The sequence below is a fragment of the Cryobacterium sp. M15 genome (assembly GCF_002929675.1).
Lineage (GTDB): Bacteria > Actinomycetota > Actinomycetes > Actinomycetales > Microbacteriaceae > Cryobacterium > Cryobacterium lyxosi.
In genome coordinates this window covers 25,927-50,899 of record NZ_PJJW01000036.1, presented here as the reverse complement: position 1 = coordinate 50,899, position 24,973 = coordinate 25,927, and the positions used below count along the sequence as shown (strand labels likewise).

Here is a 24,973-nt window from a genome sequence, read left to right as displayed (position 1 = left end):
ATCAAAGACGATAAAGATCGAAAGGAAACACAGTGAAAAAGAACGTATTCTTCGCCGTCGTGGCCGCGGGTGCCCTCGTGGTATCGATGGCAGCCTGCTCCTCGGGTGGCGGCTCCGCCGGTACCGCCGGCAGCGGCGACAAGGGCCTGATCGGCGTGGCCATGCCGACAAAGAGTTCCGAACGTTGGATCGCGGACGGCAACGCCGTGAAGAGCCAGCTGGAAGAACAGGGATTCACCGTCGACCTGCAGTATGCCGAGGACGACATCCCCATGCAGGTTTCGCAAATTGAAAACATGATCACCAAGGGAGCGGAAGCCCTGATCGTGGCCTCGATCGACGGTACGACGCTCACCAGCGTGCTGCAGGATGCTGCTGATGCAGACATTCCGGTAATCGCCTACGACCGACTCATTCGCGACACCGAGAACGTCGACTACTACGCATCCTTCGACAACTTCAAGGTCGGACAGCAGCAGGCCTGGTCGGTTCTGAACGGCCTTGGCCTCGTCGAACTCGACGGCACTGCCATTGAGGGCGCGCCCGCTGGTCCGTTCAACCTGGAGCTGTTCGCCGGTTCGCTCGATGACAACAACGCTTTCTTCTTCTTCAACGGTGCCATGGATGTCTTTCAGCCGCTGATCGACGACGGCGTGCTCGTGGTCAAGAGCAACCAGACCGACATCGAGCAGGTTGCAACCCTGCGCTGGGCTGGAGAAGAAGCTCAGGCTCGGATGGAGGACCTTCTCACCGCTCAGTACTCGGACGGCACCGTGGTCAACGCCATCCTGTCCCCGTACGACGGTATCTCCCGTGGCATCATCTCGGCACTCGAGGGCTCGGGCTACACCGTGGGAGACGGCTGGCCCGTCATCTCCGGCCAGGACGCCGAGATCGACTCGGTGAAGGCGATCAACTCGGGTGAGCAGTACGGCACCATCTTCAAGGACACCCGCGAACTCGCAGCTGTGGCCGTGGACATGGCCGTCGCCCTGCTCAACGGCGAAGAACCAGAGATCAACAACACCAAGGACTACGACAACGGAGTGAAGGTCGTTCCGTCGTTCCTTCTCGAATCGGCGATCGTGGTCAAAGACAACATCCCGGCACTGCTTATCGACTCTGGCTACTGGACCGAAGCCGATATCAAGGGCTAATTTCCACCCCGTTCCACCCTGTTTCAAACTCTGCACAACGGTCGGTGGGGTAGTTCTAGCCCACCGACCGTTCTGCCAGACAGATTTTCTGCCGGCTGCCGAGATCGCGCTTTCTTGCGAGAACGCTTCCGGTATCGACCATTCACAAGAGGAATGAAGAAGGTGCTCACGTGACCACGAACATCCTTGAGATGCGCGGCATCACCAAGACGTTTCCCGGCGTAAAAGCACTCTCCGCGGTGACGCTCGACGTCGGTCGTGGCGAGGTGCACGCCATTTGCGGCGAAAACGGTGCCGGAAAATCAACCCTGATGAAGGTGCTCAGCGGCGTCTACCCACACGGTACCTACACGGGAGACATCGTCTTCGAGGACGAGATCGTTGAGTTTAAGAGCATCAGCGACTCCGAGGCCAAGGGGATCGTGATCATCCACCAGGAGCTCGCCCTCAGCCCCTACCTTTCCATTGCAGAGAATATATTTCTGAACAACGAGCAACGAGGCGCGTTGGGTCTTATCGACTGGAACGAAACCAACTCAGAGGCTGCGAAGCTTCTTGCACGCGTGGGGTTGAAAGAAAACCCGACGACCCGCATCATGGACATCGGTGTCGGCAAGCAGCAGCTCGTCGAAATCGCCAAAGCCCTCTCCAAACGGGTGAAACTGCTGATTCTGGACGAGCCAACGGCGGCGCTCAACGATGACGACTCCGACCACCTGCTCGACCTCATTCTGCACCTCAAGGGCCAGGGCATCACCTCGATCATTATTAGCCACAAGCTCAACGAGATCAAGAAAGTCTCCGACTCCGTCACGGTCATTCGAGACGGCCGGGCCATCGAGACCATCGCCAAGGACGATGTCACCGAAGAGCGCATCATCAAGGACATGGTTGGTCGGGACCTTGAACACCGCTACCCGGATCACACCCCCGACATCGGGGCAGAGATTCTCCGGGTGGAGGACTGGACCGCCTTCCACCCGCAAGACACGACCCGCATGATGGTCGATCACGTCAACCTCAACGTGCGCGCCGGGGAGATCGTGGGGATTGCCGGACTCATGGGAGCGGGCCGCACCGAATTCGCGATGAGTTTGTTTGGGCGCTCGTATGGCAGCCGGATCAGCGGCAAGGTTTTCAAGCACGGCGTGGAGATCAGGACCCGCACCGTCACCGAAGCCATCGACAACGGCCTGGCCTACGCGACCGAGGATCGCAAGACCTTCGGTCTCAACTTGATCGAGGACATCAAGCGCAACATTTCGATGGCGGCGCTCCACCGACTAGTGCGAAACGGCCTCGTGAACGACAACGAGGAGTATCAGGTCGCCAACGAATACCGCGCCAGCATGAACATCAAGGCTCCAAACGTGCTTGTGAAGACCGGCAAGCTCTCCGGTGGCAATCAGCAGAAGGTGGTGTTGTCGAAGTGGATCTATTCCAACCCCGACGTGCTGATTCTCGACGAGCCGACCCGCGGTATTGACGTCGGGGCGAAATATGAGATCTACACGATCATCAACAAACTCGCCGCGGCCGGCAAGGGCGTGATCGTCATCTCCTCGGAACTGCCGGAACTGCTCGGAATCTGCGACCGAATTTACACCCTGGCCGAGGGCGCCATCACCGGGGAATTCCCGATTGAGAGCGCCACCCCGGAGACTCTCATCAAGCACATGACCATGGAAAAGGCCCGCTAGCGCCGGCGCTAGCGGAAAAGGAGAAACCCAATGAGTGACCAAGAGACCACGCCGGCCACGGGAGGCGTGGTCAACCCGAGGGAGAACAAGACTGCTTCCTGGCTGAGCCACGTACTGGCCGACCTCGGAAAGAACGGTATTTTCATTGCCCTCGTTCTGGTGGTGGTGTTGTTCACTTTCCTGACCGATGGCATCCTCTTGCGCCCGCAGAATATCTCCAACTTGATCGTGCAGAACGGCTATATCCTCGTTCTCGCGATTGGGATGGTGATGGTGATCGTCGCGGGCCACATCGACCTGTCGGTCGGATCGGTGGCGGCCTTCGTCGGTGCGTGTTCCGGTGTCTTTGCCGTGCAGTGGGGCTTGCCGTGGTGGCTTGCCATCATCATGTCCCTCGGCATCGGCGCGCTCGTGGGCGTCTGGCAAGGCTTCTGGATCGCCTACGTGGGTATCCCGGCCTTCATCGTGACCCTGGCCGGAATGCTGATCTTCCGTGGCCTCGCACTCGTTGTGCTGGGAAACTCGAATATCGGCTCCTTCCCGGCAGAGTACCGCGCGCTCGGCAACGGCTTCCTCACTGACGTGTTCGGCGAGTTCGACCTCGACCCGCTCACCCTCGGGGTCGGCGTGATCGCCGTGATCGCCTTGATTGTGCAGCAGGTGCGTACCCGCCTCGGTCGGGCCAAGTACGGCCAGGAGGTCGAGCCCCTCGTTTGGTTCGTAGCCAAGCTCGTACTCATCACCGCGGCGCTCGGCTTCTTCGCGTACGCCCTGGCCAGCTACAAGGGCATCCCGGTGACACTGATCGTGCTCGCCGTGCTCGTGCTGATCTACGGCGTGGTCATGAACCGCACGGTATTCGGCCGTCACATCTACGCGATCGGTGGCAACCGCCACGCGGCGGAACTCTCGGGTATCAAGAACCGCAAGGTGGACTTTTACCTGTTCGTGAACATGGGAATTCTCGCCGCCCTCGCGGGCCTCATCTTCACCGCCCGCCTCAACCTGGCCGGACCGAAAGCCGGTGACGGTTTCGAACTCGAGGCCATCTCCGCTGCCTTCATTGGCGGTGCTGCCGTGCAGGGCGGTATCGGTACTGTCGGCGGCGCCATCATCGGCGGCTTGATCATCGGCGTGCTCAACAACGGCATGTCGATTCTCGGCATCGGCATCGAGTGGCAGCAGGCAGTGAAGGGCCTCGTATTGCTTCTCGCTGTGGCCTTCGACGTCTACAACAAGCGGCGCTCCGGCGGTCGCTGACCGCACTGCGCGAGCCGCGTCAGACGCAGAACAGGCCGGAACGCATGAGTGTTCCGGCCTGTTCTGGTCACAGCGGCAAGTCGCGAGAAAACGCCGCGGCTCGCTGGATCTGGTCGGGGGTCGGCCGGATACCCGTGTAGAGAACGAACTGCTCCTCTGCCTGTAGCGCCACGACTTCGGCGCCGGTGATGATGGGCTTGCCCGCCGCTCGAGCGACGCGAATGAGCTGCGTTTCCGAAGGGGAGGCGACGACATCGAAGACCACCAGCGCAGCCGCAATGGTTTCGGTGCGAAAGGACAAGCGCGCTTCATCGGGCGCCATTCCCCGCGGGGTGACGTTGACCAGGAGGTCAGCTGTCAGAGCACCGACCCGTGGTGCCCAGGCGTAGCCGTAGAGAGCGGCGAGAGCTTGCCCGGTCGCCTCGTTGCGCGCGACGATCGTGCCGTTTCGAAATCCCGCGTCGCGTAGTGCGGCTGCGACGGCCTTGGCCATGCCGCCGCTGCCGCGAACCAGAACCGAAAGCTCGGGGGAGATGTCGTGCTGGGCAAGTAACCGGCGAACAGCGGTGTAATCGGTGTTGTAGGCCCGCAGTCGACCGTTGTCGTTCACGATGGTGTTTACCGAGTCGATGGCCTGCGCCGAGGCATCCATCTCGTCGACGAGGGCAATCACGTCTTCCTTGTACGGCATCGACACCGCACAACCGCGGATACCCAGCCCGCGAACGCCCGCGATGGCATCGGCAAGATCGACAGGAGCGAACGCCTTGTAGATGTAGTTCAGACCGAGTTCCTCATAGAGATAATTGTGGAACCGAGTGCCGATATTGCTGGGCCGGGCCGAGAGCGAGATGCACAGGGTCATGTCTTTGTTGAGGATGGGCATGGCTCTAGTGTGGCGCGGTCCAATCCTTCATTTGACGTGACCGGCACTGACTTCCGGCTCTTGTTATTCAAGCGTTACTAAGAAATCTTGACAGTGGTAAGCAGCAAGGCCACCATTTAGTACGCTGTGAACGGTCACAATCTTGCGCTACCTGAGGAGCAACCAATGGCGGCTGAACACGTAATTCTCGAGATGCGCTCCATCACCAAGGAATTTCCCGGCGTCAAGGCGCTGTCCAACGTGTCACTGACGGTCAGGGCTGGAGAAATCCACGCGATCTGCGGTGAGAATGGCGCAGGCAAGTCCACGTTGATGAAAGTGCTCTCCGGTGTCTACCCGTACGGTTCCTACTCTGGGGACATTATCTTGCAGGGCGCCGAGATGCGGTTCAAAGACATTCGCTCAAGCGAAGCGGCTGGAGTCGCGATCATCCATCAGGAGCTCGCGCTTATTCCGGAGCTCTCGATCACCGAAAACATCTTTCTTGGCAATGAGCCCACCAAGTGGGGCGCCATCGATTGGATCGGCGCCAAGCGCACCGCCTACGAACTGCTTGCCCGGGTCGGCCTGCGTGACGATCCGGACACCCAAGTCAAGAACATCGGTGTCGGCAAGCAGCAGCTGGTTGAGATCGCCAAGGCGCTCAACAAATCGGTCAAGGTACTCATTCTCGACGAGCCGACCGCTGCACTCAACGAAGCCGACTCCCAGCACCTGCTCGACCTCATTCGCGGGCTCAAGGGCAAGGGCATCAGCTCGATCATGATCTCCCACAAGCTCAACGAGATCGAGCAGATCGCCGACACGATCACCATCATTCGTGACGGCCAGTCGATCGAGACCCTCGACATCGCCGCCGACGGCGTCAACGAGGACCGCATCATTCGTGGAATGGTCGGACGCAGCCTGGAGAGTCGGTTTCCCGATCGCACTCCAAAGATCGGCGAGGTCTTCTTCGAGGTGCGCGATTGGACCGTGCAACACCCGCAGGTGTCCGAGCGGATGGTCGCGAAAGGGTCGAACCTCACCGTGCGCACCGGCGAGATCGTCGGTATCGCCGGGCTGATGGGTGCCGGGCGCACCGAGCTGGCCATGAGCATCTTCGGCCGTTCCTACGGCAACTTCATCTCGGGCCGCATCTTCAAGGACGGCAAGGAGATTGTGCTTCGCAACGTGGGCGAGGCCATCGATCACGGCCTCGCCTACGTCAGTGAGGATCGCAAAGCGCTCGGGCTCAACCTGCTCGACGATATCAAGCGCTCCGTCGTCTCGGCCAAGCTCTCGAAGATCTCGGTTGGCTCGGTGGTTAACGACGCCAAGGAATACTCCATCGCCGAGGAGTACCGCAAAAACTTGCGCATCAAGACCCCCAACGTCGAGATGGGGGTGAGCAAGCTGTCGGGTGGCAACCAACAAAAGGTGGTGTTGGCCAAATGGATGTTCACCGACCCCGACATCCTGATTCTGGACGAACCCACCCGAGGCATCGATGTCGGCGCGAAATACGAGATCTACGGGATCATCCAGGCGCTCGCCGCCCAGGGCAAGGGCGTGATCCTGATCTCGTCCGAACTGCCGGAGCTGCTTGGCCTGGCCGACCGCATCTACACAATCTTCGAAGGCACCATCACCGACTGCATCGACGGTGCTGACGCCGACCCGGAAACCCTGATGAAAAGCATGACCTCTGCCAAAAAGAAGGTGCGCAGCATATGAGCGGCAACACAACCACGACCGAGAAACGCAAGTCGATCTTCGGCAGTAATATTCGTCAGTTCGGCATTCTCTTCAGCCTGATCGCCATCATTGCGCTGTTTCAGATTTTGACCGGCGGGCTCACGCTCTCTCCGGGCAACCTGATCAACCTGGTGAGCCAGTACTCCTACATTTTGATCCTGGCCATCGGCATGGTCATGGTGATCATCGCCGGTCACATCGACCTATCAGTTGGATCGGTCGCAGCGTTCGCCGGCATCGTGGTGGCCACGTCTATGTCGCAGTGGAACTTCCCCTGGCCGCTGGCGCTGCTCTTCGGCCTCCTGGTGGGCGCAGTGATCGGGGCCTGGCAAGGATTCTGGGTGGCCTACATCGGCGTACCAGCCTTCATCGTCACCCTGGCTGGCATGCTCATTTTCCGTGGCGGCAACCAATTCTTCGGTAACGCCAACACGGTGCCCGTCCCAGAGGCCTTCACCGTAATCGGTGCCGGATACCTTCCGGAGGTGGGTCCGACCACTGGATACAACAACCTCACTCTGCTGCTCGGATTCGCCATCGCCATCGCCATCGCCGTGCGGGAGTGGCGGGCCAGGCGGGTGCAGAAGACGATGCACTCGGATTCCTCCCCGCTCTGGGCCAGCTTGGTCAAGATCGGACTCCTCGATGCTGTTGTCATCTACGCGACATTCCTATTTGCTGGCGGCCGGGTGGGCACCAGCTTCCCGGTGTCGGGCATCATCCTCGGCGTGCTCGTGCTGTTCTACAGTTTCGTCACCCGCAACACCATCCTCGGCCGCCACATTTACGCGGTCGGCGGTAACAAACTCGCCGCGGAACTCTCCGGAGTGAACTCACGCCGAGTGGACTTCCTCGTCATGATGAACATGTCGATCCTGTCTGCCCTGGCCGGCATGATCTTCGTCGCTCGTGCCGGAGCATCCGGCCCGCAAGACGGACTCAGCTGGGAACTCGACGCGATTGCCGCGGTCTTCATCGGTGGCGCCGCAGTATCCGGCGGGATCGGCACCGTCATCGGTTCCATCGTCGGTGGTTTGGTGATGGCGGTGTTGAACAACGGGCTTCAGCTACTCGGCGTGGGCTCTGACCTGGTGCAGATCATCAAGGGCATGGTGCTGTTGGCGGCCGTCGGAGTGGACGTCTGGAACAAGAGCCAGGGGCGGCCCTCGATTATCGGGCTCCTCACCCGCAAGCGCAAGGTTACCGACCCGGCGACACCGCCGCCCGCGGTGCGCCCGAAGGCCGGCGCGTCCGAGACCTCGCGGCCAGCCGACCTGCCGTTCAACTAAGTCCCTGCGTTTCGTAACGCCACAGGTCTCATCAGCTTTTTCCTATTCCCTTCCGCCAAGTCCTGTACATCAATAAACAGAAAGTGATTGACATGCGAAAAATTCTCACGGTCACAGCGATGGCCGCAGTAGCGCTCATGGCGCTGTCCGGCTGCTCGAGCCGAGCGCCTGAGACGGCCGGCGACGGCAGTGCCGCGGTCGGGTTCCCGGCTGACTCCGTCATCGGCGTAGCCCTCCCCTCAAAGACCAGCGAGAACTGGGTTCTCGCTGGGGGGCTGTTCGAGGACGGTCTCAAAGAGGCAGGGTTCAAGGGCGACGTGCAATACGCCGGAGCGTCTACAACGGTGAAGGACCAGCAGGATCAGATGTCGGCCATGGTCACCAACGGAGCCAAGGTCATCATCGTCGGAGCCCAGGACGGCGGCCAGCTCGGCACGCAGGTCAAGGACGCCCATGACGCCGGTGCCATCGTCATCGCCTACGACCGTCTCATTCTGAACACCGACGACGTCGACTACTACGTGGCCTACGACAACTTCAAGGTAGGCGAGTTGCAGGGGCAGGCCCTGCTTGACGGTCTCGCGGCGAAAAAGCCCGAGGGTCCGTACAACATTGAACTGTTCTCCGGCAACTCCGCTGACGCCAACGCGCCGGTGTTCTTCAATGGGGCCATGAGCGTGCTGCAGCCGAAGATCGACGACGGAACGCTCGTTGTTGCCTCCGGGCAGACCGACATCAAGCAGACCGCAACCGCCGACTGGAAGCCGGAGAACGCGCAGAGCCGCATGGACTCGCTGCTGACCAGCACCTACGGCAGCCAGGAAGTCGACGGCGTGCTCTCGCCCAACGACACCCTGGCCCGCGCCATCATCACTTCGGTGAAGGCAGCTGGCAAGTCCATCCCGGTGGTCACCGGACAGGACTCCGAAGTAGAGTCGGTCAAGTCGATCATGGCCGGCGAGCAGTACTCGACCATCAACAAGGACACCCGTGTTCTCGTGAAGCAGGCCATCGACATGGTCAAGATGCTGCAGACCGGTGGAACTCCCGTGACCAACGACGACACCTACGACAACGGCAACAAGATCGTTCCAGCGTTCCTGCTGCCGCCGGTCATTGTGACCAAGGACAACGCGGCCGAGGCGTACGCCAACGACCCGAAGTTGTCGCCGCTGACCAAGTAGCGAGAAGCTTCCGCTGATCCGACGGGTCGGTCTCCACAGTCGTGGGGGCCGGCCCGTTTTGTCTGTGCCGGCATACGCGTATCTTCGTGGCTGGAGGGTGCCCGACACGCCAGATGCCATTTCACAGGCAAAATTATGCTGCGAGTGTTGCCTGTGGATAACTGCGTCGGATTCCGCGGGATTCGGGCGAATCGGAGTGGGGGGACTGTGAACAAAATGTGGAATGTCGGTGGATAACTACACAATTGTAATTACTGCATGTAGTGGCTATTGAGTGTGGCCATCACTAGATGTAGTATTGAAACTCTAGTCAGGCGCTACCGCCAGACAGTACACTTGCTCACTTTGCACGACGTTCCTTGACAGGTTTCTTGCCGGTGATCAAGGAGTTTTATCGAACATACTTGCGAAGTATGTCGAACAGAATTAGACTTTACCAGCCAAGAAGAAAGGCCATAACCATGGCAATCACCGTTTACACGAAGCCCTCCTGCGTACAGTGCGCGGCCACGTACCGTGCCCTCGACAACAAGGGCATCGAGTACGAGGTGCTCGACCTCTCGGTCGACGAAAACGCTCTGGAGGCCGTCAAGGCTTTGGGTTACCTGCAGGCTCCCGTCGTGATCACCGACGAAGAGCACTGGTCGGGCTTTCGCCCCGACAAGATCAACGCACTCGCTGCTCGCCTCGCGTAGTTCACCTCAACCAGCACGCCCCACCCACCCGAAAGTCTCGCCGATCGGAATCGCCACAACAGATGACTGACATCGTGTATTTCTCGAGCACCTCGGGTAACACGCGCCGGTTCGTCGAGAAACTCGGTCGGAAGGCAGCGCGCATACCTCTGCATACGCGTGAAGAGCCGCTCATAGCCACGGAGCCGTACGTGCTCTGCGTACCCACCTATGGAGGCGGCAGTGCGGGCGGGGCGGTGCCCAAGCAGGTCATCAAGTTTTTGAACAATAAGACCAATCGGTCGTTGATCCGCGGCGTCATCGGCGCCGGCAATATGAATTTCGGTACCGCCTATTGCCTGGCCGGCGACATCATCGCCGCGAAGTGCAAGGTGCCGTACCTCTATCGCTTTGAAGTATTTGGAACACCGGATGATGTGCGCATCGTTCATGACGGATTGGAAGAATTTTGGAAACAACAGCCGTGAAAGTCACGCCCATGGACGCACCGTCGGCCATGGACTATCACTCGCTCAACGCGATGCTCAACCTGTACGGCCCGAACGGGGAGATCCAGTTCGACAAGGACCGCGAGGCCGCCCGCGAGTTCTTCCTGCAGCACGTCAACCAGAACACGGTGTTCTTCCACTCGCTGCGCGAGCGCCTCGACTACCTGGTCGAGAAGGAATACTACGAGCAGGCCGTGCTCGACCAGTACTCCTTCGAGTTCATCACAAGCCTGAACGATTTGGCCTACTCGAAGAAGTTCCGCTTTCAGAGCTTCCTCGGCGCGTTCAAGTACTACACCTCGTACACGCTGAAGACCTTCGACGGTAAGCGGTACCTCGAGCGTTTCGAAGACCGGGTAGTCATGACCGCACTCGGTCTCGCATCCGGTGATGAGAAGCTTGCCGTCGCCCTGGTCGAAGAGATCATCGCCGGCCGCTTCCAGCCGGCAACCCCGACCTTTTTGAACTCCGGCAAGGCCCAGCGCGGCGAACTCGTCTCGTGCTTTTTGCTGCGCATCGAAGACAACATGGAATCGATCTCGCGTGGCATCAACTCCTCGCTGCAGCTCTCCAAGCGTGGCGGCGGCGTAGCCCTGCTGCTCTCCAACATTCGCGAAGCCGGCGCACCGATCAAGCAGATCGAGAACCAGTCCAGCGGCATCATTCCCGTGATGAAGCTGCTCGAAGACTCTTTCAGCTACGCCAACCAGCTCGGTGCCCGCCAGGGCGCCGGCGCTGTCTACCTGCACGCGCACCACCCCGACATCATGCGTTTTCTCGACACCAAGCGGGAGAACGCTGACGAGAAGATTCGCATCAAGACCCTCTCGCTCGGTGTCGTCATTCCCGACATCACCTTCGAGCTGGCCAAGAATGACGACTGGATGTATCTCTTCTCGCCCTACGACGTGGAACGCGTCTACGGCGTGCCCTTCGCCGATATCTCGGTGAGCGAGAAGTACCACGAGATGGTCGACAACCCCCGCATCAAGAAGTCCAAGATGAAGGCGCGCGAGTTCTTCCAGACCCTTGCCGAGATTCAGTTCGAGTCGGGCTACCCGTACATCATGTTTGAAGACACGGTGAACGCGGCGAACCCGATCGAGGGCCGCATCAACATGTCGAACCTGTGCTCCGAGATTTTGCAGGTGAACACCCCGACGACCTACAACGAGGACCTCTCCTACAACGAGATCGGTAAGGACATCTCCTGCAACCTGGGGTCGATGAACATTGCCTTGGCCATGGATTCCGGCGACCTCGGCCGCACCGTCGATGCTGCCATTCGCGGCCTCAACGCGGTATCGGAGCAGAGCCACATCAGCTCGGTTCGGTCGATTGAAGACGGAAATGACCGCTCGCACGCCATCGGCCTCGGCCAGATGAACATGCACGGCTACCTCGCCCGTGAGCGCGTCTACTACGGCAGTGAAGAGAGCATCGACTTCACCAACATCTACTTCTACACGGTGTTGTTCCACGCCCTGCGTGCCTCCAACGCCATCGCCATCGAGCGCGGCCGCGCTTTTGAGGGCTTCGAAAACTCCACCTATGCCTCCGGGGTGTTCTTCGACAAGTACACCGACCAGGTGTGGGAGCCGGCGACCGCTCGCGGCGCCGAACTCTTCTCCCAGGCCGGGGTGTCGATTCCGACGCAGGCCGACTGGGCCGAGCTGAAGGCATCCGTTGTCAAGCACGGTATCTACAACCAGAACCTGCAGGCCGTGCCGCCCACCGGGTCGATCTCGTACATCAACAACTCGACCGCGTCGATCCACCCGATCGCGGCGAAGATCGAGATTCGCAAGGAAGGCAAGTTGGGCCGCGTGTACTACCCGGCGCCGTTCATGACGAACGACAACACCGAGTACTACCAGGATGCTTACGAAATCGGCTACGAGAAGATCATCGACGTGTACGCGGCGGCGACGCAGCACGTAGACCAGGGCCTCTCGTTGACCCTGTTCTTCAAGGACACCGCGACCACCCGCGACATCAACCGCGCCCAGATCTATGCTTGGAAAAAGGGCATCAAGACGATCTACTACATCCGTCTGCGGCAGATGGCCCTCGAGGGTACGGAAATTGAGGGTTGCGTGTCCTGCGCACTCTGAGCACATCAAGCGCTCGAGTGAGCTCACTGTAAATTTCTGACTGACTGTAGTGGTACGGCTCCCGGAGGAACCCATGATTGACAAGCTCAAACTGGTGTCGCACGTTGATGCGATCAACTGGAACAAGATCGAAGACGAGAAAGACGTCGAGGTCTGGAACCGGCTGACCAACAACTTCTGGCTGCCGGAGAAGATTCCGCTCAGCAACGACATCCAGTCGTGGAACCAGCTCACGCCGGTCGAGCAGCAGCTCACCATGCGCGTGTTCGCCGGGCTGACCCTGCTCGACACGATCCAGGGCACCGTCGGCGCCGTGTCGTTGATTCCGGATGCCATCACCCCGCACGAAGAGGCTGTCTACACGAACATCGCGTTCATGGAGTCGGTGCACGCCAAGAGCTACTCGTCGATCTTCTCGACGCTCGCTTCCACCAAGGAGATCGACGAGGCGTTCCGCTGGTCGACCGAGAACGAGTACCTGCAGCGCAAGGCCTCGATCGTGATGGATTATTACCAGGGCGACGATCCGCTCAAGCGTAAGGTCGCCTCGGTTCTGCTCGAGTCGTTCCTGTTCTACTCGGGCTTCTACCTGCCGATGTACTTCTCCAGCCGGGCGCGCCTGACCAACACGGCCGACCTCATCCGTTTGATCATTCGGGATGAAGCGGTGCACGGCTACTACATCGGCTACAAGTTTCAGAAGGGTCTCGAAAACGCCACGCAGGAGCGTCGCGATGAGATCAAGGACTACGCCTTCAACCTCGTGTTCGAGCTGTACGAGAACGAGGTGCAGTACACGCAGGACCTGTACGACGAGGTCGGCCTGACCGAAGACGTCAAGAAGTTTCTGCACTACAACGCCAACAAGGCTCTGATGAACCTCGGCTACGAGGCGATCTTCCCGAAGGATGTCTGCGACGTGAACCCGGCGATTCTCTCCGCCCTCTCACCGAACGGCGACGAGAACCACGACTTCTTCTCGGGCTCGGGATCGTCGTATGTCATCGGCAAGGCTGTCGTTACGGAAGACGACGACTGGGACTTCTAGGCCTCGAATTTCGAGAAGGGCGGATGCTGTGGCATCCGCCCTTCTGTGAACAGGCCGGTTGGCACGACGCCTGGTCTTTCGTGAATCGGTGGTGGGTCAGGCAGCCTTCGCGCCGCGAGTAAGGATTGCCGCGGTTGTCACTCCAGCGGGCTCGAAGCATCCGTTGAAACTGCGGTGTTGCCAACACCGTGTGCCGCGATCAGGCGGGGTCCCAGGGCAGGGCCTGATCAGACGGAATCGGGGCGAGCGGAATCACCACCACCGGGCGATGCTGACGGTGCGCCAGTTGCGCTGCCACCGAACCGTTGATGAACTCCTGCAGGCTGGCCCGCAACGTCGCCTCCCTGGTTCCGACCACGATCATCGCCGCGTTGAGCGTGTTGGCCAGGTCGCCGAGGGCCCGGGCCGGATTGCCGGCCAAGGCCCGGGTGCTCCAGGGGAGACCGCGTCCGTCGAGGAGTACAGCCAGGCGTGCCGTGAGCTCCGGGTCGAATGTCTCCTCCGCACGTTCGGGCGAGTCGCCTGTGAGTGGCAAACTCGTCATCGTGCCGTAGCCCAGGTCGTAGACCTGGTGCTGGCCGGCGTCCACGGATGCGCACACCAGTTCCGCGTTGAAACGCGCCGCGAACGCGGCCGCCTGCTCTACGACGGTATCCGGCTGCCCTGGTACCACCCCAACAATCACGTACTGGCTCATGCTGCACTCCCTTGTCTCCGGCGCCCGGCAGACGGACGGGATCCCCTGTCGTACCTCGGGTCACGGCCAGCATGGCAGATTGCGCCCCGATTCGCCGTAAACCGAGGCGGAGATTTTCGTTCATCGGCGAAGAAATGTCGCGTTCAGGCGATCGGCAGGGCAGACGTCTTCGTTCGGTGTTCGAACAGGTCGACTAGGGCGAACACCAGGGCAACGGCGATGAGTACCAGCGCGACCAGGATTCCGTTGAGGAAGCCGTCACGAAACACCTGCACGCGGTCAGGCTGGCTCGCCTCCGCGTACAACGTTGCGTAGAAGGTCGAGATTATCGCCGCGACTCCGATGGCCGTTCCCACCCGCTGGCCTACCTGGGCCATCGACCCGGCGACGCCGCCCTGAGTGATGGGAACTTCGCTCAGGATGAGCGTCTGGTTCGGCGAAATGACGAGGCCACCACCGGCGCCGGTCATCGTCATGGCAGCGGCGATCAGCCACGGTGCGAGGCCGACCGAGGCGAATAATCCCGCCAAGAGAACGAGCACAAAGCCGATCATGACGGTGACCAGGCCGAGAGCGACGAGCTGGCGGCCCCAACGGAAGACCAGGCGACCGCCGATCCACGACGTCACAGCGGAGGTGAGGGCAAACGAGATGCTCACCATTCCGGCGAAGACGGGCTCAAGCCCAAGGCCCTGTTGCAAAAAAAGGGTGACCAGCAGAAAGTACGGCGGAATTGCCGCAAAATAGGCCGTAGTGATCAGTATCCCGTTGCGATAGGACGCCGTACGAAAGAGCCCGAAATTCACAACGGGTGACTTGCCCCTGTGCTGGTAGCGCCGTTCCCACCAGAAGAAGGCGGCGCTGGACAGACCGAACACGATCAGCCAGAACCAGCGGCGGGGGTCATCCGTTGGGGCGCCGGTCGTCAGCACGAACGGAAGCATGAGGCCGAGAGTGGCAATTCCCAGCAACAGGATGCCGACGAGGTCGAGTCCCGTGCGTTCTCGCTCATGGCTCTGGCGTTTCGGAATCACTCGCATCGCGAAGAAGAGTGCCAGAAGACCCAGCGGCACGTTCATCCAAAACGACAGGCGCCAGCCGTTATCGGGACCGCCGACGGCGATCAGAAGGCCACCGAGGGTCGGTCCGAAGGCCGTCGAAACTCCGATGACCGCTCCAAACAAGCCGAAGGCGCGTCCTCGTGCCGCGCCCTGGTACAGCTGTTGGATCAGCCCGAGTACCTGCGGCATCTGAATTCCCGCAGCAATTCCCTGCGCGATACGCGCCACTATCAAAAATTCGATCGTAGGCGCGAGCGCGCACAGGATGCTCGCGGCGGTGAAAGCGCAGAGACCGACAATGAACATGAGTCGCCGGGAATGGATGTCGCCCAGCCGACCGGACGGTACCAGCGCGAGCCCGAAGGCGAGTGCGTAACCAGCGACGATGAGCTGGAGTTCGGTGGTACCGCCGCCGAGCGACTGCTCCATGGCCGGCAAGCCGACATTGATCTTGGACAGGTCGAGGATTGTCAGCGAAGCAACTCCCACGCACACCCAGAAGGCTTGCCGCTTCGACCTGTCGGCATGCTCGGAGGCGGGAGGAGTGGTCTTCGGCATGGTCCATTGATTCTAGATCCCGGGTCACAGGCCAGTACGGTCTTCGGCACGCGGACTGCCGTGGCTGGCCCCTAGGTGCCACCGCGCAGGGCCGTGATCGGCTCGATGTTGGAGGCGCGCACGGCGGGATAGGCACCGGCGGCCAACCCCACGACGATTCCGAGCAGCGCGGCGCCGACGGCGACGAACGGGTCGAGTATGGGTGTCCAGCCCTGCAGCAGCGACACGACGACGACCGCGAGCACCCCGAGCGCCGAGCCGATCAGGCCGCCGAGCAGACCGATCACGGCCGACTCGACGATGAACTGCCGTGCGATGTCGCGCTTGGTCGCGCCGAGCGCCCGGCGCAGGCCGATCTCGCCGACCCGTTCCATCACCGAGAGCAGGGTGACGTTGGCGATGCCGAGACCGCCGGCGAGCAGGGCGAGAATGCCGAGCGTGAGAAAGACGATGTTGATGTCGGCCTGGATATTGTCTTGCAGCGACGAAGCGGCGGCGGGTGCCTGCACAGTGAAGTTCTCGGGTGAGTTCGGGTCGAGCGCAATCGGTGCCTGCCGGGCCACGAGCGTGCCGGCGCCGACATCGATCTTGACGTGCAGTTCGGTCGGGGCGGTGAGTCCGAAGTCGACGCGCGCGGTGCCGAGCGGCACAATGACGGCGTCGAGCAGGTTGGCGCGGCGCTCGACGCCGTCGATGATGCCGATGACCGTGTACGGAACCTCGCCGATGAAGATCGACGGCTGCGAGTCGACCCGGTTGATGCTGAGCGTTTCGGCGGCTCGAGCGCCGAGCACGACGACCCGGTCGGCGCGCTCGTCGTGGCCGACGTCGAAGTAGCGCCCGGTGACGACCTGCCCGCGCACTGCGGCGAGCAGGCCCGGCGAGGTGGCGATGACGGCGGGGCTCAGGGTTTGCGCGGCCGAGGGGTCGTTGACGGGAACGGATGTCACGAGCTGGCCGTCGACGTCGATCTCGGCCACGAGGCCCGCGCGTTCCACCCCGGCGAGGCGATTGACTCGCTCCGGGGCATCCCACGGTAGCCGCCCGGTGGCCTGTTCATTACCGCTCGAATTGCGGGTCGAGGCCGGTTCGATCATGACCTGGGTCGCCGAGACGGCGTCGAACTGGTTGGAAATCTGCCCGGCGGCGGTCTGCGCGAACCCAATGGTGACCACGAGTGAGGCGATGCCGAGCACGGTGCCGAGGGTCGTCATCACGAGTCGGCTTGGGCGGGCGCCCACGCCGTAGCTCGCCTCGACCATCAGGTCCTGCACCGAGAACCGGTCGGCGCGACGAACGACCGGAACGATGCTGGGCGTCAGTTCAGCGGATGCCGTCAGCTCAGCATCAGGGGCCGCTGCGGCGCGGGAACGGCGCAGCATCCGCTTGACGAAGACCTTCATGACAGCTCACTCAGGCGACCGTCGGTGATGCGCACGCGGCGTTCGGCCCGATCGCTCACGGCCTGGTCGTGGGTGATGACGATGAGGGTGAGGCCGTCGGCGTGCAGCTCTTCGAACAGGTCCATGACCTCACCGCCGGTGGCCTCGTCGAGGTTACCGGTCGGTTCGTCGGCGAGCAGCAGTTCGGGGGAAGCGACGACAGCGCGTGCTACGGCCACGCGCTGGCGTTCACCGCCGGAGAGGGTGCCAGGCAGAAAATCGAGGCGGTGATTGAGTTTCACGCGGTCGAGGGCGGCTCGGGCGCGGTCCTCGCGCTCGGCGCGCGGCACGCCGCTGTAGAGCGTGGCGAGCAGCACATTGTCGAGCACTGTGCGGTGCGGCAGCAGGTGGAACGCCTGAAAGACGAAGCCGATGGTGCCGCCGCGCACGATGGCGCGCTGCTTCTCATCGAGCAGGCTCGTCGAGGTGCCGTCGAGGTGATATTCGCCGACGCTCGGCCGGTCGAGGAGGCCGAGCAGGTTGAGCATCGTTGACTTGCCCGATCCGCTCGGGCCGACGATGGACAGGTAGTCGCCGCGTTCCACCCGCAGGTTGACCGATTTGAGCGCCTGCACCTCGGGTGGGCCGGGAAAAGACCGGGTGACGTTGACCAGTTCGACGACCGGGGCCGCGATCACCGGCCCACCACGACGAGATCTCCGACGCCCAACGAGCCGTCGACGGCGGTGATCTCCACGAAACCTTCGGCGGCAAGCCCGGTCGTGACCTCGACCAGCACCGTGTCGGCGGAGCCGCCGGGAGCGAATTCAACGCGGGATTCGCCGCCAGGCCCCGCGGTCAGTGCGGCGAGCGGAACGGCGAGTACGTCGCCCTCGGTTGAACTGACCGGCACGCGCACACGCACGTTGCTGCCCTGCACGGCCTGGATCTGCTCGTCAGTGAGAGCGTCGGGAGCGAACAATACGGTGAAGCGGCCGCTCGCGGTCTCACCAGTGGCCGGTTCGGCGGGGAGCACGGAGGTGATCGTTGCGGGCTGGTCACCATCGGGCATGGCGAGAGTGGCCGGGGCGCCGACTTCGAGCAGTGCTGCATCGCTCGCGGTCGCCGAGCCGGAGATCACGAGCGTCGCGCCGGAGACCCGCATGACGGGTCCGGTGATACTCGATCCGCGTTTGACGCTGATCTCGTCGACCCGGCGGGGGAGGCCGGGTAGGTAGAGTACTTCGCCGGCCGGCAGGTACGCGAGCGCGCCGTCACGGGCGTCGCTCAGGGTCTCGTTTGCACGGGTCAGTTCGGCCTTGGCCGCGGTGACGGCGGCTTGTTCAGCGCTCGCGTCGCGTGGCGCGAGAGCCTGGGCCCGGCGGGCGACGGCCAGGGTGACGGACTCCTCGGCATCCGCTATCTCGTTGGGGGTTCCCTCGGTCCTGGCCAGGGCAAGCGCCCGCTCTGCGCTCCGCACGAGGTTGCCCTGCTCGACCACGTCGACGTTCGACGCGGCGCCCTGCACCGTGGTGAGGGCGCCGTTGGCGCTGTCGACGGATGCCTGCGCGCTCGTGACTCCGGCTTCGGCGCCGCTCACCGCGATCGCGACGTCGCCGCCGCCGGAGGGCGCTGGGTAGCCGACCTTGGCGTAAAGCGCGGTGACCGCGTTCGCCGTTTGCGCATCGAACACGTCGGAGTCAAGCGCGCCGGCATCGATTCCGGCGGCGTTCAAGCCCTGCTTGAACTGCAGCACGTCGGGGCCGGAGACGCCGACGCGCAGGGTGCGGTAGACCGGCAGGTCGCCGGGCAATACGATCACCGGACGGCCGGTGACCTCGAGCGCGATCGAGGCGGTGTCGAAGATGGCGGCGACTTCGGGCACCTGCCCGGTGACGATGGGCGCCCCGGCGAGTTCGCCGGTTTCGATCGAGACCTCCACCGAATCGGCGTAGGTGGCGTCGCCGCGCATGGTGACGTCGTTGGCCAGTTGCCGGTTCTCGATGGGGACCGTGATGAGGCCGCCGGCGGGAGCATCGGCATCCGCTGCAGCCTGCCCGGGCGAGACGATCAGCTGGCCCAGCCCGAGGCCGACCACGAGCGCGACGATGGCGACGGTGGCCATGACCCAGATCACCCGATTGCCGGCGAACAGGCGGCGCCAGCCCTGACTGCCTGAGCGGGTGGGCGGCGCGACAGCGTCGAGGTCGATCACCTCGGTCGCATCTGGCTCTGTCGCTGCTCGTCGCCCGAACAGGCGTGACACCTACTTGCCTTGCTCGTAGTCCGCGATGAGCGCGTCGAGCTCGGACTTGTGGTCCGTGATGAATTGTTCTTCCAGCTCGAACTGCACCTTGGTTGTTGCTTCGGTGTAGTCCACATCTTCGGCGCAGGTGAAGTCGGCCATCGCCAGCGCAAGTTCCTGCTCGCGCAGATCCGCGAGGACCTTCTCGTCGGGGGTGGTGCCCGCCTCGTCTTCATAGAGCGCGTTTTGCGCGTCCATGATCGACTCCTGTGCGTCAGCCTTCTTCGCGAAGGTCCCATACCCGGTATCGGCCATGCAGGCCGCCCACTCAGCGTCGAGCTTCACGATCGCGGGGGACTTCTGCAGGTCTTGGTACAGGGTGCTCATCGCGTCGTAGACCGCAGCGTGATCTTCTGGTGACGGCTGGTCCCCGTTGATTTCCTGAAAGGCTGCGCCGTAGCAGCCCTTAGCTTCGTAGCTGTCCACGTAGGAACCGTCGGCGATCTCTTCTTCTGAGGGCTGTGGGCCGTTGAGTGCTTCGTTATATGCGGTTTGCTCGCCCGCGGAGAGTGACGCCAGGTAGTCCTGGTTCGGATCGACGTAGGCCTCGCTCTCCTCTTCCTGCGCGGCCAGCTGCTCCGGGGACTGGCTCATGCCGTATCCGTTTTCAGCCACCCACTTCTCGGTGCCGTACTCCTCGCCGCTGTCGCCCATCATGCCGCTGTACTGCGCAGCGTCGGCGGGCGTGTAGTCGAAGCCTTCGTCAGACATGCACGCAGCGACGAGTTCCTCTTGCTCGTTCTGCTGAGCGATCACCGAGTCTTCATCGAAACCCGCATAGATCCCCGACATGTACTTCGCCAGCGGGCCCTCGGCCGGATCGAGCTTCTCGGCCGCCTTCTCACCGCTGCACCCCGCGAGCGTCAGCGACAAAAGAGCGGCGGCGGCGATGGCCGTGAGCAGTGAGCGATGGCGCATGAAGTTCCCCTTTGAGCATTGTCTGGGCTGCGCCAATAACCGATCGCCGCCCCCGATCTCCCCAGACGCTAGCGCACCGCGAGAACGGCTGGGGTAGACGCCAAAATGCAGCGCCACAAAAACCATACTGCTTGGTCTGTTTTGTATGCAACTTGTCGGCTCGGGCCGGTGCTCGAGCGGAAGACGGCAGGGGAACTGTAAGGGCTGCGCGCATAACTCCTGCAATTTCTCACCCGTGATGATCAGATCCGCGTAATGACGGGAGAGTTAAATATCGTCGAGACAGATTGCAGGAGTTATGGCGTGGGACGGGGTGTGAGGTGCGGATAGGGTTCACTAAGGAGTCACCTCCCGGTTTCACGTGATTGGAAAATGCACCATGGCTCAAAACCCTAAACAGAGCAACAAGGTTGCCCGAACGGCCAGCTCGGGGATTAAAAATGCCCGGTTCAGCGCTGCAGCAGACACTGCCGGTGCCAGGGCCCGCGCCCTGGCGGCCCGCGCCCTGGAAAACAAGAAGCCCGGCAGGTAGCGTCGCGAGCTCGGTCAGCGCGCGGCGTGCAGGTAGGCCAGCTGCGCCCGAACGGATGCCTCGGCGGCGAACCGCACCGCGGCATCCGTTTGCGAGTAGACCAGATCGGTGACCTGGGCCACGGTCGCCGCCGAACCCAGGGCCTCGAGCGCGGCGCGCACCTGGTCGAGACGCTCGTGGCGGTGCGCGAGGTAGGCCGAGCAGATGGCCGCGAGGTCGGGCAGCACCGGGCCGTGCGCGGGCAGCACGATGGCCGGCCCGAGCACGCGCAGAGCCTCGAGCGAGGCTAAGTAGTCGGCGAGGGCGCCGTCTATGATCGACGTTCCGCGGCCGAGGATGGTGTCGCCGGTCAGGACGGAGCCGGTGGCGCCGTCGCCGGGCAGGTGCAGGCAGACTGAGTCGTCGGTGTGTCCCGGCATGGCCAGAATGCGGATGCTGGTGCCGGCGGCCGCAATCAGCTCCCCGTCGCCCAGCGGGTCGCCATTCACGCAGAAGGCCGGATCGAAGGCCCGCACCGGGGCACCCGTGAGCTCGGCGAATCGAACGCTTGCCGCCGTGTGATCGGCGTGCCGGTGTGTGATCAGTACGAGTTCGACCCGGCCGGAGGCGGCAAGGGTTGCGAGGTGTCCCTCATGCAGCGGCCCCGGGTCGACGACGACGATCGTGTGCGCGTCGGGCGCCTTGATGAGGTAGCTGTTGGTGCCGTCGAGCGTCATCGGACCGGCATTTGGCGCGAGCAGGCTGCGGGTGAGCGGACTCGTGCGCATGATGTCGTCGGGCATAGCTGGCAGCTTACTGCCGCAAGTGGCGGCGCCCCGAGGCTCGAGACGCCACCATTCGGCACTGGTCAGGGGTGAACGATGATCTTGACCGCGGTCTCGTTGTGATTGATGAGGGTGTCGAAGCCCTGCGTGATGAGGTCATCGAGTGCGATGCGACCGGTGATGAACGGCGCCAGCTTGACCCGGCCGTCTTGCACGAGCTTGATGGTCGCCGGGTGGTCGCGCACGTAGGCGATCGTTCCACGCAGGTCGATCTCTTTGAGCACGAGCTTCTGCATGTCGATGCTGGCCGGCTTACCCCAGATCGACACGTTGACGATGACGCCGGCGGGTCGAACAGCGTCGAACAGCTGGTCCAGGACAACGTTCACGCTCGTGCATTCGAAGCAGACGTCGGCGCCGTTGCCCCCGGTGAGTTCCCGCACCCGAGCGACGACGTCTTCCTTACTCGGATCGAGCACGTGATCGGCCACGCCGGTGCCCCGCGCCTTCTCCTTGCGTGCCTCGCTGAGTTCGGACATGATCACCGTCAGGCCCTTGGCCTTGAGTACGGCGGCGACGAGCAGGCCGATCGGGCCGGCGCCGCCGATGAGGGCAACATCGCCGGCTTTGGCCCCACTGCGCACGAAGGCGTGGTGTGCCACCGAGAGTGGTTCGATCAACGCGGCTTCGTCGAGGGGGATATCGCCGATGGCGTGTACCCAGCGGCGGTCGACGACGACCTGCTCGCTGAGTCCTCCACCTCCACCGGCCAGCCCGATGAAACCCATCTTCGTGCACAGGTGGTAGTTGCCAGCCAGGCAGGGAGCGCATTCATTGCAGACGAAGTAGGGTTCGACCACGACGTTGTCTCCGACTGCGAGGTCGGTCACTCCCTCGCCAAGCGCGCTGATGGTGCCGGAGAATTCGTGGCCGAGCGTGACTGGCTCCTCTTCGTGGGAGAGCGGGTGGGGATGTCCCTCGGCCGGAATGAAGATCGGCCCGTCGAGGTATTCGTGCAGGTCTGTTCCGCAGATTCCGCACCAGGCCACGTCGATGGTGACGGCTCCTGGTCGAAGTTCGGGTGCGGGGATGTCCTCGATGCGGATGTCTGCTGGGCCGTGAAAACGCGCTGCTTTCATGATGCCTCACTACTCCTTGCACCGAAACAGCGACAATACCCTCGTGGCACCGGCGATACTCTTCGGCGTGTTTGCAGCCTACTCGCCGGGTAGCGGTGAAGGCCCGGCGTTAGGGTGGAAAAAGCCTGCCCGACTCGACACCCGAAGGACCAGCGATGACGCGAGACACCGAGCCAGTGCCAGCACGTATCGGAGTCGCTGCCACGGTGGTCTTGCTGCGTGACAGTGCCACCGGGCCCGAGGTGCTGCTGCTCGAACGCCCCCGTCACCGAGGGTCTTTCGCCGGTGCGTGGGTGTTTCCCGGCGGCGGCGTCGACCCGGGCGACCGGCGGGCAGCGGATGAGGCGGCGCCGGCTGGCCCCGCCAGTGCGGGGGAGAAGGCGGTCGACCGCGGCTCGGTGGGGCTACCCGACGGGCTTGGCCCGGCTGCGAAGGCGGAGGCCTTCGAACAGCTCGCCGCCCGTCGGGCTGCCGTGCGTGAGGTGCGGGAAGAGACCGGGCTCGAAGTCGTGCCCGAGGCGCTGATCGCGACGGCGGTGTGGGTGCCTCCGCGCAGCGCCCCGAAGCGACTACGTACCTGGTTCTACCTCACGCCCGCGCCGCCCGGCACCATCGTGCTCGCCGAGGATGAGGTGATCGATTACACCTGGCTGCGGCCGGCCGAGGCGCTGGAGCGGCACGCATCCGCTCTAATGACCCTCGTGGCTCCGACCTGGGTCACCCTGCACGGGCTGCAAGGTGACGGGTCGGTGGCCGAGATCATGGCGCGTGCCCGAAGGCGCGCCCTGGCACACTACGAAACCCGGCTCGGTACGAGCGAGCGGGGGTCGGCGCTGTTCTGGGCGGGGGATGTCGCCTACGCCGATGACGCGCTCGCCGAGCAGGCCGGCGGTCGTCACCGCCTGGAAGTCGGCCAGGTACCGTGGGTGTACAGCGTGAGCTAGCCGGCAGCCTAGACGTCGGGCAGGAGCGACACGGGCGCACAGTCCTGGCCGCCGACGAAGTTGAGGCAGTCGTCGAACATCACCGAGAACGGTTCGAGGGTCGAATCCCCGAACCAGTCGTTATAGAACAGCCAGAAATTGAGGTTGCCGTAGGTCGAGCATCCGTCACCCTCGTCGCCGGCATTCGCGACGGCAACCGCGTTGGGCTGATAGGGCGTGTAGTTATACAGGTTGGCGGTGGCCTGGTTCTTGACGCCGACGGTGGAGGCCCCGCATTCGGCGTTGGGGTTGAAGCCCACGTCAACACTGCCGATTTTGAACGCCCGGTCGGGCTCCTGGGTGTACTGCCGAAACTGCCAGGCCGCGTTGTAGACCTGGTTGAAGAAACCGAAATATTGGGCGTCACAGTCTGCGGTATCCGGGCAGCCGTAGCCGGTGGCGCGCAGATAACCGGATGCGCTCGGTCGGGTCAGCAGGGATTGTTCCTTCTGCAGCAACACCAGCAAGACCTTGGGGCTGACCGTGCAGGCCGCCGCGATCTTCGCGATGATCCGGGCGGCCGTTTCGTTCTCGGCGCCGATGTAGGGCTGGCAGTGCCCATCGCCCTGGGCTGGCTGGCTGGTCGTCGTTTCGCGAAACTCCCAGAGGCAGGGCACGCTGTCGCTCGGCCGGCAGGAACGCTGTTCGAGAAAATCCTGGATGCCGCTCTGGGTGAGGGCGTCCGGGTTGAAGAAGTTGAAGTCGCTGATGATGAGACCGGGGTCGAACACAGCGGGGTCGGTGGTTACCGGGTCCGTCGGGTCAGCCGGGTCCGTCGGGTCAGCCGGGTCAGCCGGGTCCGTCGAGTCCGTCGGGTCAGCCGTGGCGGGCGACAGCGGTGCGGCGGCGACCGATGCCGGCGGCAGTGCGATGAGCGTCGCTGCAAGCCCGATGAGGGCCATGCCGGTCGCCAGAATGCGCAGGTGACGACGGGGCAGCGCGAAAGTGCTCATACCGAAACCCTAACCGGCCTCGGCCGGTTCGCAGCAGGCCTGCGAGATGTGAACGCTCGTTCGTCGCGGCACTCCGCCGAGAAGCGGGCACTTGTTGCTAGGGGTGCCACCGTCTTCAACGAG

The 24,973-nt window shown here is 62.8% G+C and carries 21 protein-coding genes; 11 read left to right on the top strand and 10 right to left on the bottom strand.

From position 1 onward, the window contains the following. Positions 1-32: 32 nt before the first annotated feature. From chvE to mmsB (CXY83_RS07745), 3 genes are all read left to right on the top strand, one after another. On the top strand, positions 33-1,157 hold the full coding sequence (gene chvE, locus CXY83_RS07755) for a multiple monosaccharide ABC transporter substrate-binding protein (protein WP_277612394.1): 1,125 nt from the start codon (positions 33-35) through the stop codon (positions 1,155-1,157). A gap of 170 nt (positions 1,158-1,327) precedes the next feature. Then, positions 1,328-2,857: a multiple monosaccharide ABC transporter ATP-binding protein gene (gene mmsA, locus CXY83_RS07750; protein ID WP_104196802.1), complete on the top strand. Its 1,530-nt coding sequence runs from the start codon at positions 1,328-1,330 to the stop codon at positions 2,855-2,857. 30 nt (positions 2,858-2,887) lie between these two features. Further along, a complete protein-coding gene (gene mmsB / locus CXY83_RS07745; RefSeq protein WP_104196801.1) occupies positions 2,888-4,117 on the top strand; it encodes a multiple monosaccharide ABC transporter permease in 1,230 nt (409 codons plus the stop codon). A gap of 67 nt (positions 4,118-4,184) precedes the next feature. Here the strand turns inward: mmsB (CXY83_RS07745) and CXY83_RS07740 are convergent, their stop codons facing one another. Continuing rightward, positions 4,185-5,003, bottom strand: a complete 819-nt coding sequence (locus tag CXY83_RS07740; RefSeq protein ID WP_104196800.1) for a shikimate 5-dehydrogenase — start codon at positions 5,001-5,003, stop codon at positions 4,185-4,187. A gap of 165 nt (positions 5,004-5,168) precedes the next feature. Here CXY83_RS07740 and mmsA (CXY83_RS07735) point away from each other — a divergent pair, with 165 nt between their 5' ends. From mmsA (CXY83_RS07735) to nrdF, 7 genes are all read left to right on the top strand, one after another. Further along, the gene (gene mmsA / locus CXY83_RS07735; protein WP_104196799.1) at positions 5,169-6,719 is read left to right on the top strand and encodes a multiple monosaccharide ABC transporter ATP-binding protein; all 1,551 of its coding nucleotides are present in this window, start codon (positions 5,169-5,171) and stop codon (positions 6,717-6,719) included. Next, entirely contained in the window at positions 6,716-8,029 is a 1,314-nt protein-coding gene (gene mmsB / locus CXY83_RS07730; RefSeq protein ID WP_104196798.1) for a multiple monosaccharide ABC transporter permease, read from the top strand. The genes mmsA (CXY83_RS07735) and mmsB (CXY83_RS07730) overlap by 4 nt, the downstream gene beginning before the upstream one ends. A gap of 92 nt (positions 8,030-8,121) precedes the next feature. Further along, positions 8,122-9,213: a sugar-binding protein gene (locus CXY83_RS07725; protein ID WP_104196797.1), complete on the top strand. Its 1,092-nt coding sequence runs from the start codon at positions 8,122-8,124 to the stop codon at positions 9,211-9,213. A 461-nt stretch (positions 9,214-9,674) separates the two neighbouring features. Further along, complete coding sequence (nrdH, locus tag CXY83_RS07720) at positions 9,675-9,908, top strand: glutaredoxin-like protein NrdH (protein ID WP_104127791.1); 234 nt, start codon at positions 9,675-9,677, stop codon at positions 9,906-9,908. A gap of 62 nt (positions 9,909-9,970) precedes the next feature. Further along, on the top strand, positions 9,971-10,375 hold the full coding sequence (gene nrdI, locus CXY83_RS07715; protein WP_104127790.1) for a class Ib ribonucleoside-diphosphate reductase assembly flavoprotein NrdI: 405 nt from the start codon (positions 9,971-9,973) through the stop codon (positions 10,373-10,375). A gap of 11 nt (positions 10,376-10,386) precedes the next feature. After that, entirely contained in the window at positions 10,387-12,510 is a 2,124-nt protein-coding gene (gene nrdE, locus CXY83_RS07710) for a class 1b ribonucleoside-diphosphate reductase subunit alpha (RefSeq protein WP_104196796.1), read from the top strand. Positions 12,511-12,583: 73 nt separating this feature from the next. After that, positions 12,584-13,558 carry a class 1b ribonucleoside-diphosphate reductase subunit beta gene (gene nrdF / locus CXY83_RS07705; RefSeq protein ID WP_104196795.1) on the top strand — a complete coding sequence of 325 codons (975 nt, stop codon included), beginning with the start codon at positions 12,584-12,586 and terminating at the stop codon, positions 13,556-13,558. 199 nt (positions 13,559-13,757) lie between these two features. Here the strand turns inward: nrdF and CXY83_RS07700 are convergent, their stop codons facing one another. The 8 genes from CXY83_RS07700 to CXY83_RS07665 form a co-directional block, all read right to left on the bottom strand. After that, positions 13,758-14,255: a universal stress protein gene (locus CXY83_RS07700; protein ID WP_104196794.1), complete on the bottom strand. Its 498-nt coding sequence runs from the start codon at positions 14,253-14,255 to the stop codon at positions 13,758-13,760. Between the two features lie 143 nt (positions 14,256-14,398). After that, positions 14,399-15,874, bottom strand: coding sequence for an MFS transporter (locus tag CXY83_RS07695; RefSeq protein WP_104196793.1), 1,476 nt, complete (start codon positions 15,872-15,874; stop codon positions 14,399-14,401). Between the two features lie 71 nt (positions 15,875-15,945). Continuing rightward, positions 15,946-17,277, bottom strand: coding sequence for an ABC transporter permease (locus CXY83_RS07690; protein WP_104196792.1), 1,332 nt, complete (start codon positions 17,275-17,277; stop codon positions 15,946-15,948). Next, positions 17,274-17,954 carry an ABC transporter ATP-binding protein gene (locus tag CXY83_RS07685; protein WP_104196791.1) on the bottom strand — a complete coding sequence of 227 codons (681 nt, stop codon included), beginning with the start codon at positions 17,952-17,954 and terminating at the stop codon, positions 17,274-17,276. The genes CXY83_RS07690 and CXY83_RS07685 overlap by 4 nt, the downstream gene beginning before the upstream one ends. Then, a complete protein-coding gene (locus tag CXY83_RS07680) occupies positions 17,951-19,522 on the bottom strand; it encodes a hypothetical protein (protein ID WP_233200688.1) in 1,572 nt (523 codons plus the stop codon). The genes CXY83_RS07685 and CXY83_RS07680 overlap by 4 nt, the downstream gene beginning before the upstream one ends. Beyond that, on the bottom strand, positions 19,523-20,479 hold the full coding sequence (locus tag CXY83_RS07675) for a hypothetical protein (protein WP_104196790.1): 957 nt from the start codon (positions 20,477-20,479) through the stop codon (positions 19,523-19,525). A gap of 546 nt (positions 20,480-21,025) precedes the next feature. Next, positions 21,026-21,793: an MBL fold metallo-hydrolase gene (locus tag CXY83_RS07670; protein WP_104196789.1), complete on the bottom strand. Its 768-nt coding sequence runs from the start codon at positions 21,791-21,793 to the stop codon at positions 21,026-21,028. 65 nt (positions 21,794-21,858) lie between these two features. After that, positions 21,859-22,914: a 2,3-butanediol dehydrogenase gene (locus CXY83_RS07665; RefSeq protein ID WP_104196788.1), complete on the bottom strand. Its 1,056-nt coding sequence runs from the start codon at positions 22,912-22,914 to the stop codon at positions 21,859-21,861. A gap of 155 nt (positions 22,915-23,069) precedes the next feature. On the opposite strand from CXY83_RS07665, the gene CXY83_RS07660 reads away from it, so the two are divergent. Next, positions 23,070-23,858 (top strand): NUDIX hydrolase, encoded by a 789-nt coding sequence (locus tag CXY83_RS07660; protein WP_104196787.1) that lies wholly within the window; start codon positions 23,070-23,072, stop codon positions 23,856-23,858. Positions 23,859-23,866: 8 nt separating this feature from the next. On the opposite strand, the gene CXY83_RS07655 is transcribed toward CXY83_RS07660, so the two are convergent. Continuing rightward, positions 23,867-24,850, bottom strand: a complete 984-nt coding sequence (locus CXY83_RS07655; protein WP_158251859.1) for a hypothetical protein — start codon at positions 24,848-24,850, stop codon at positions 23,867-23,869. Between the last annotated feature and the right edge of the window lie 123 nt (positions 24,851-24,973).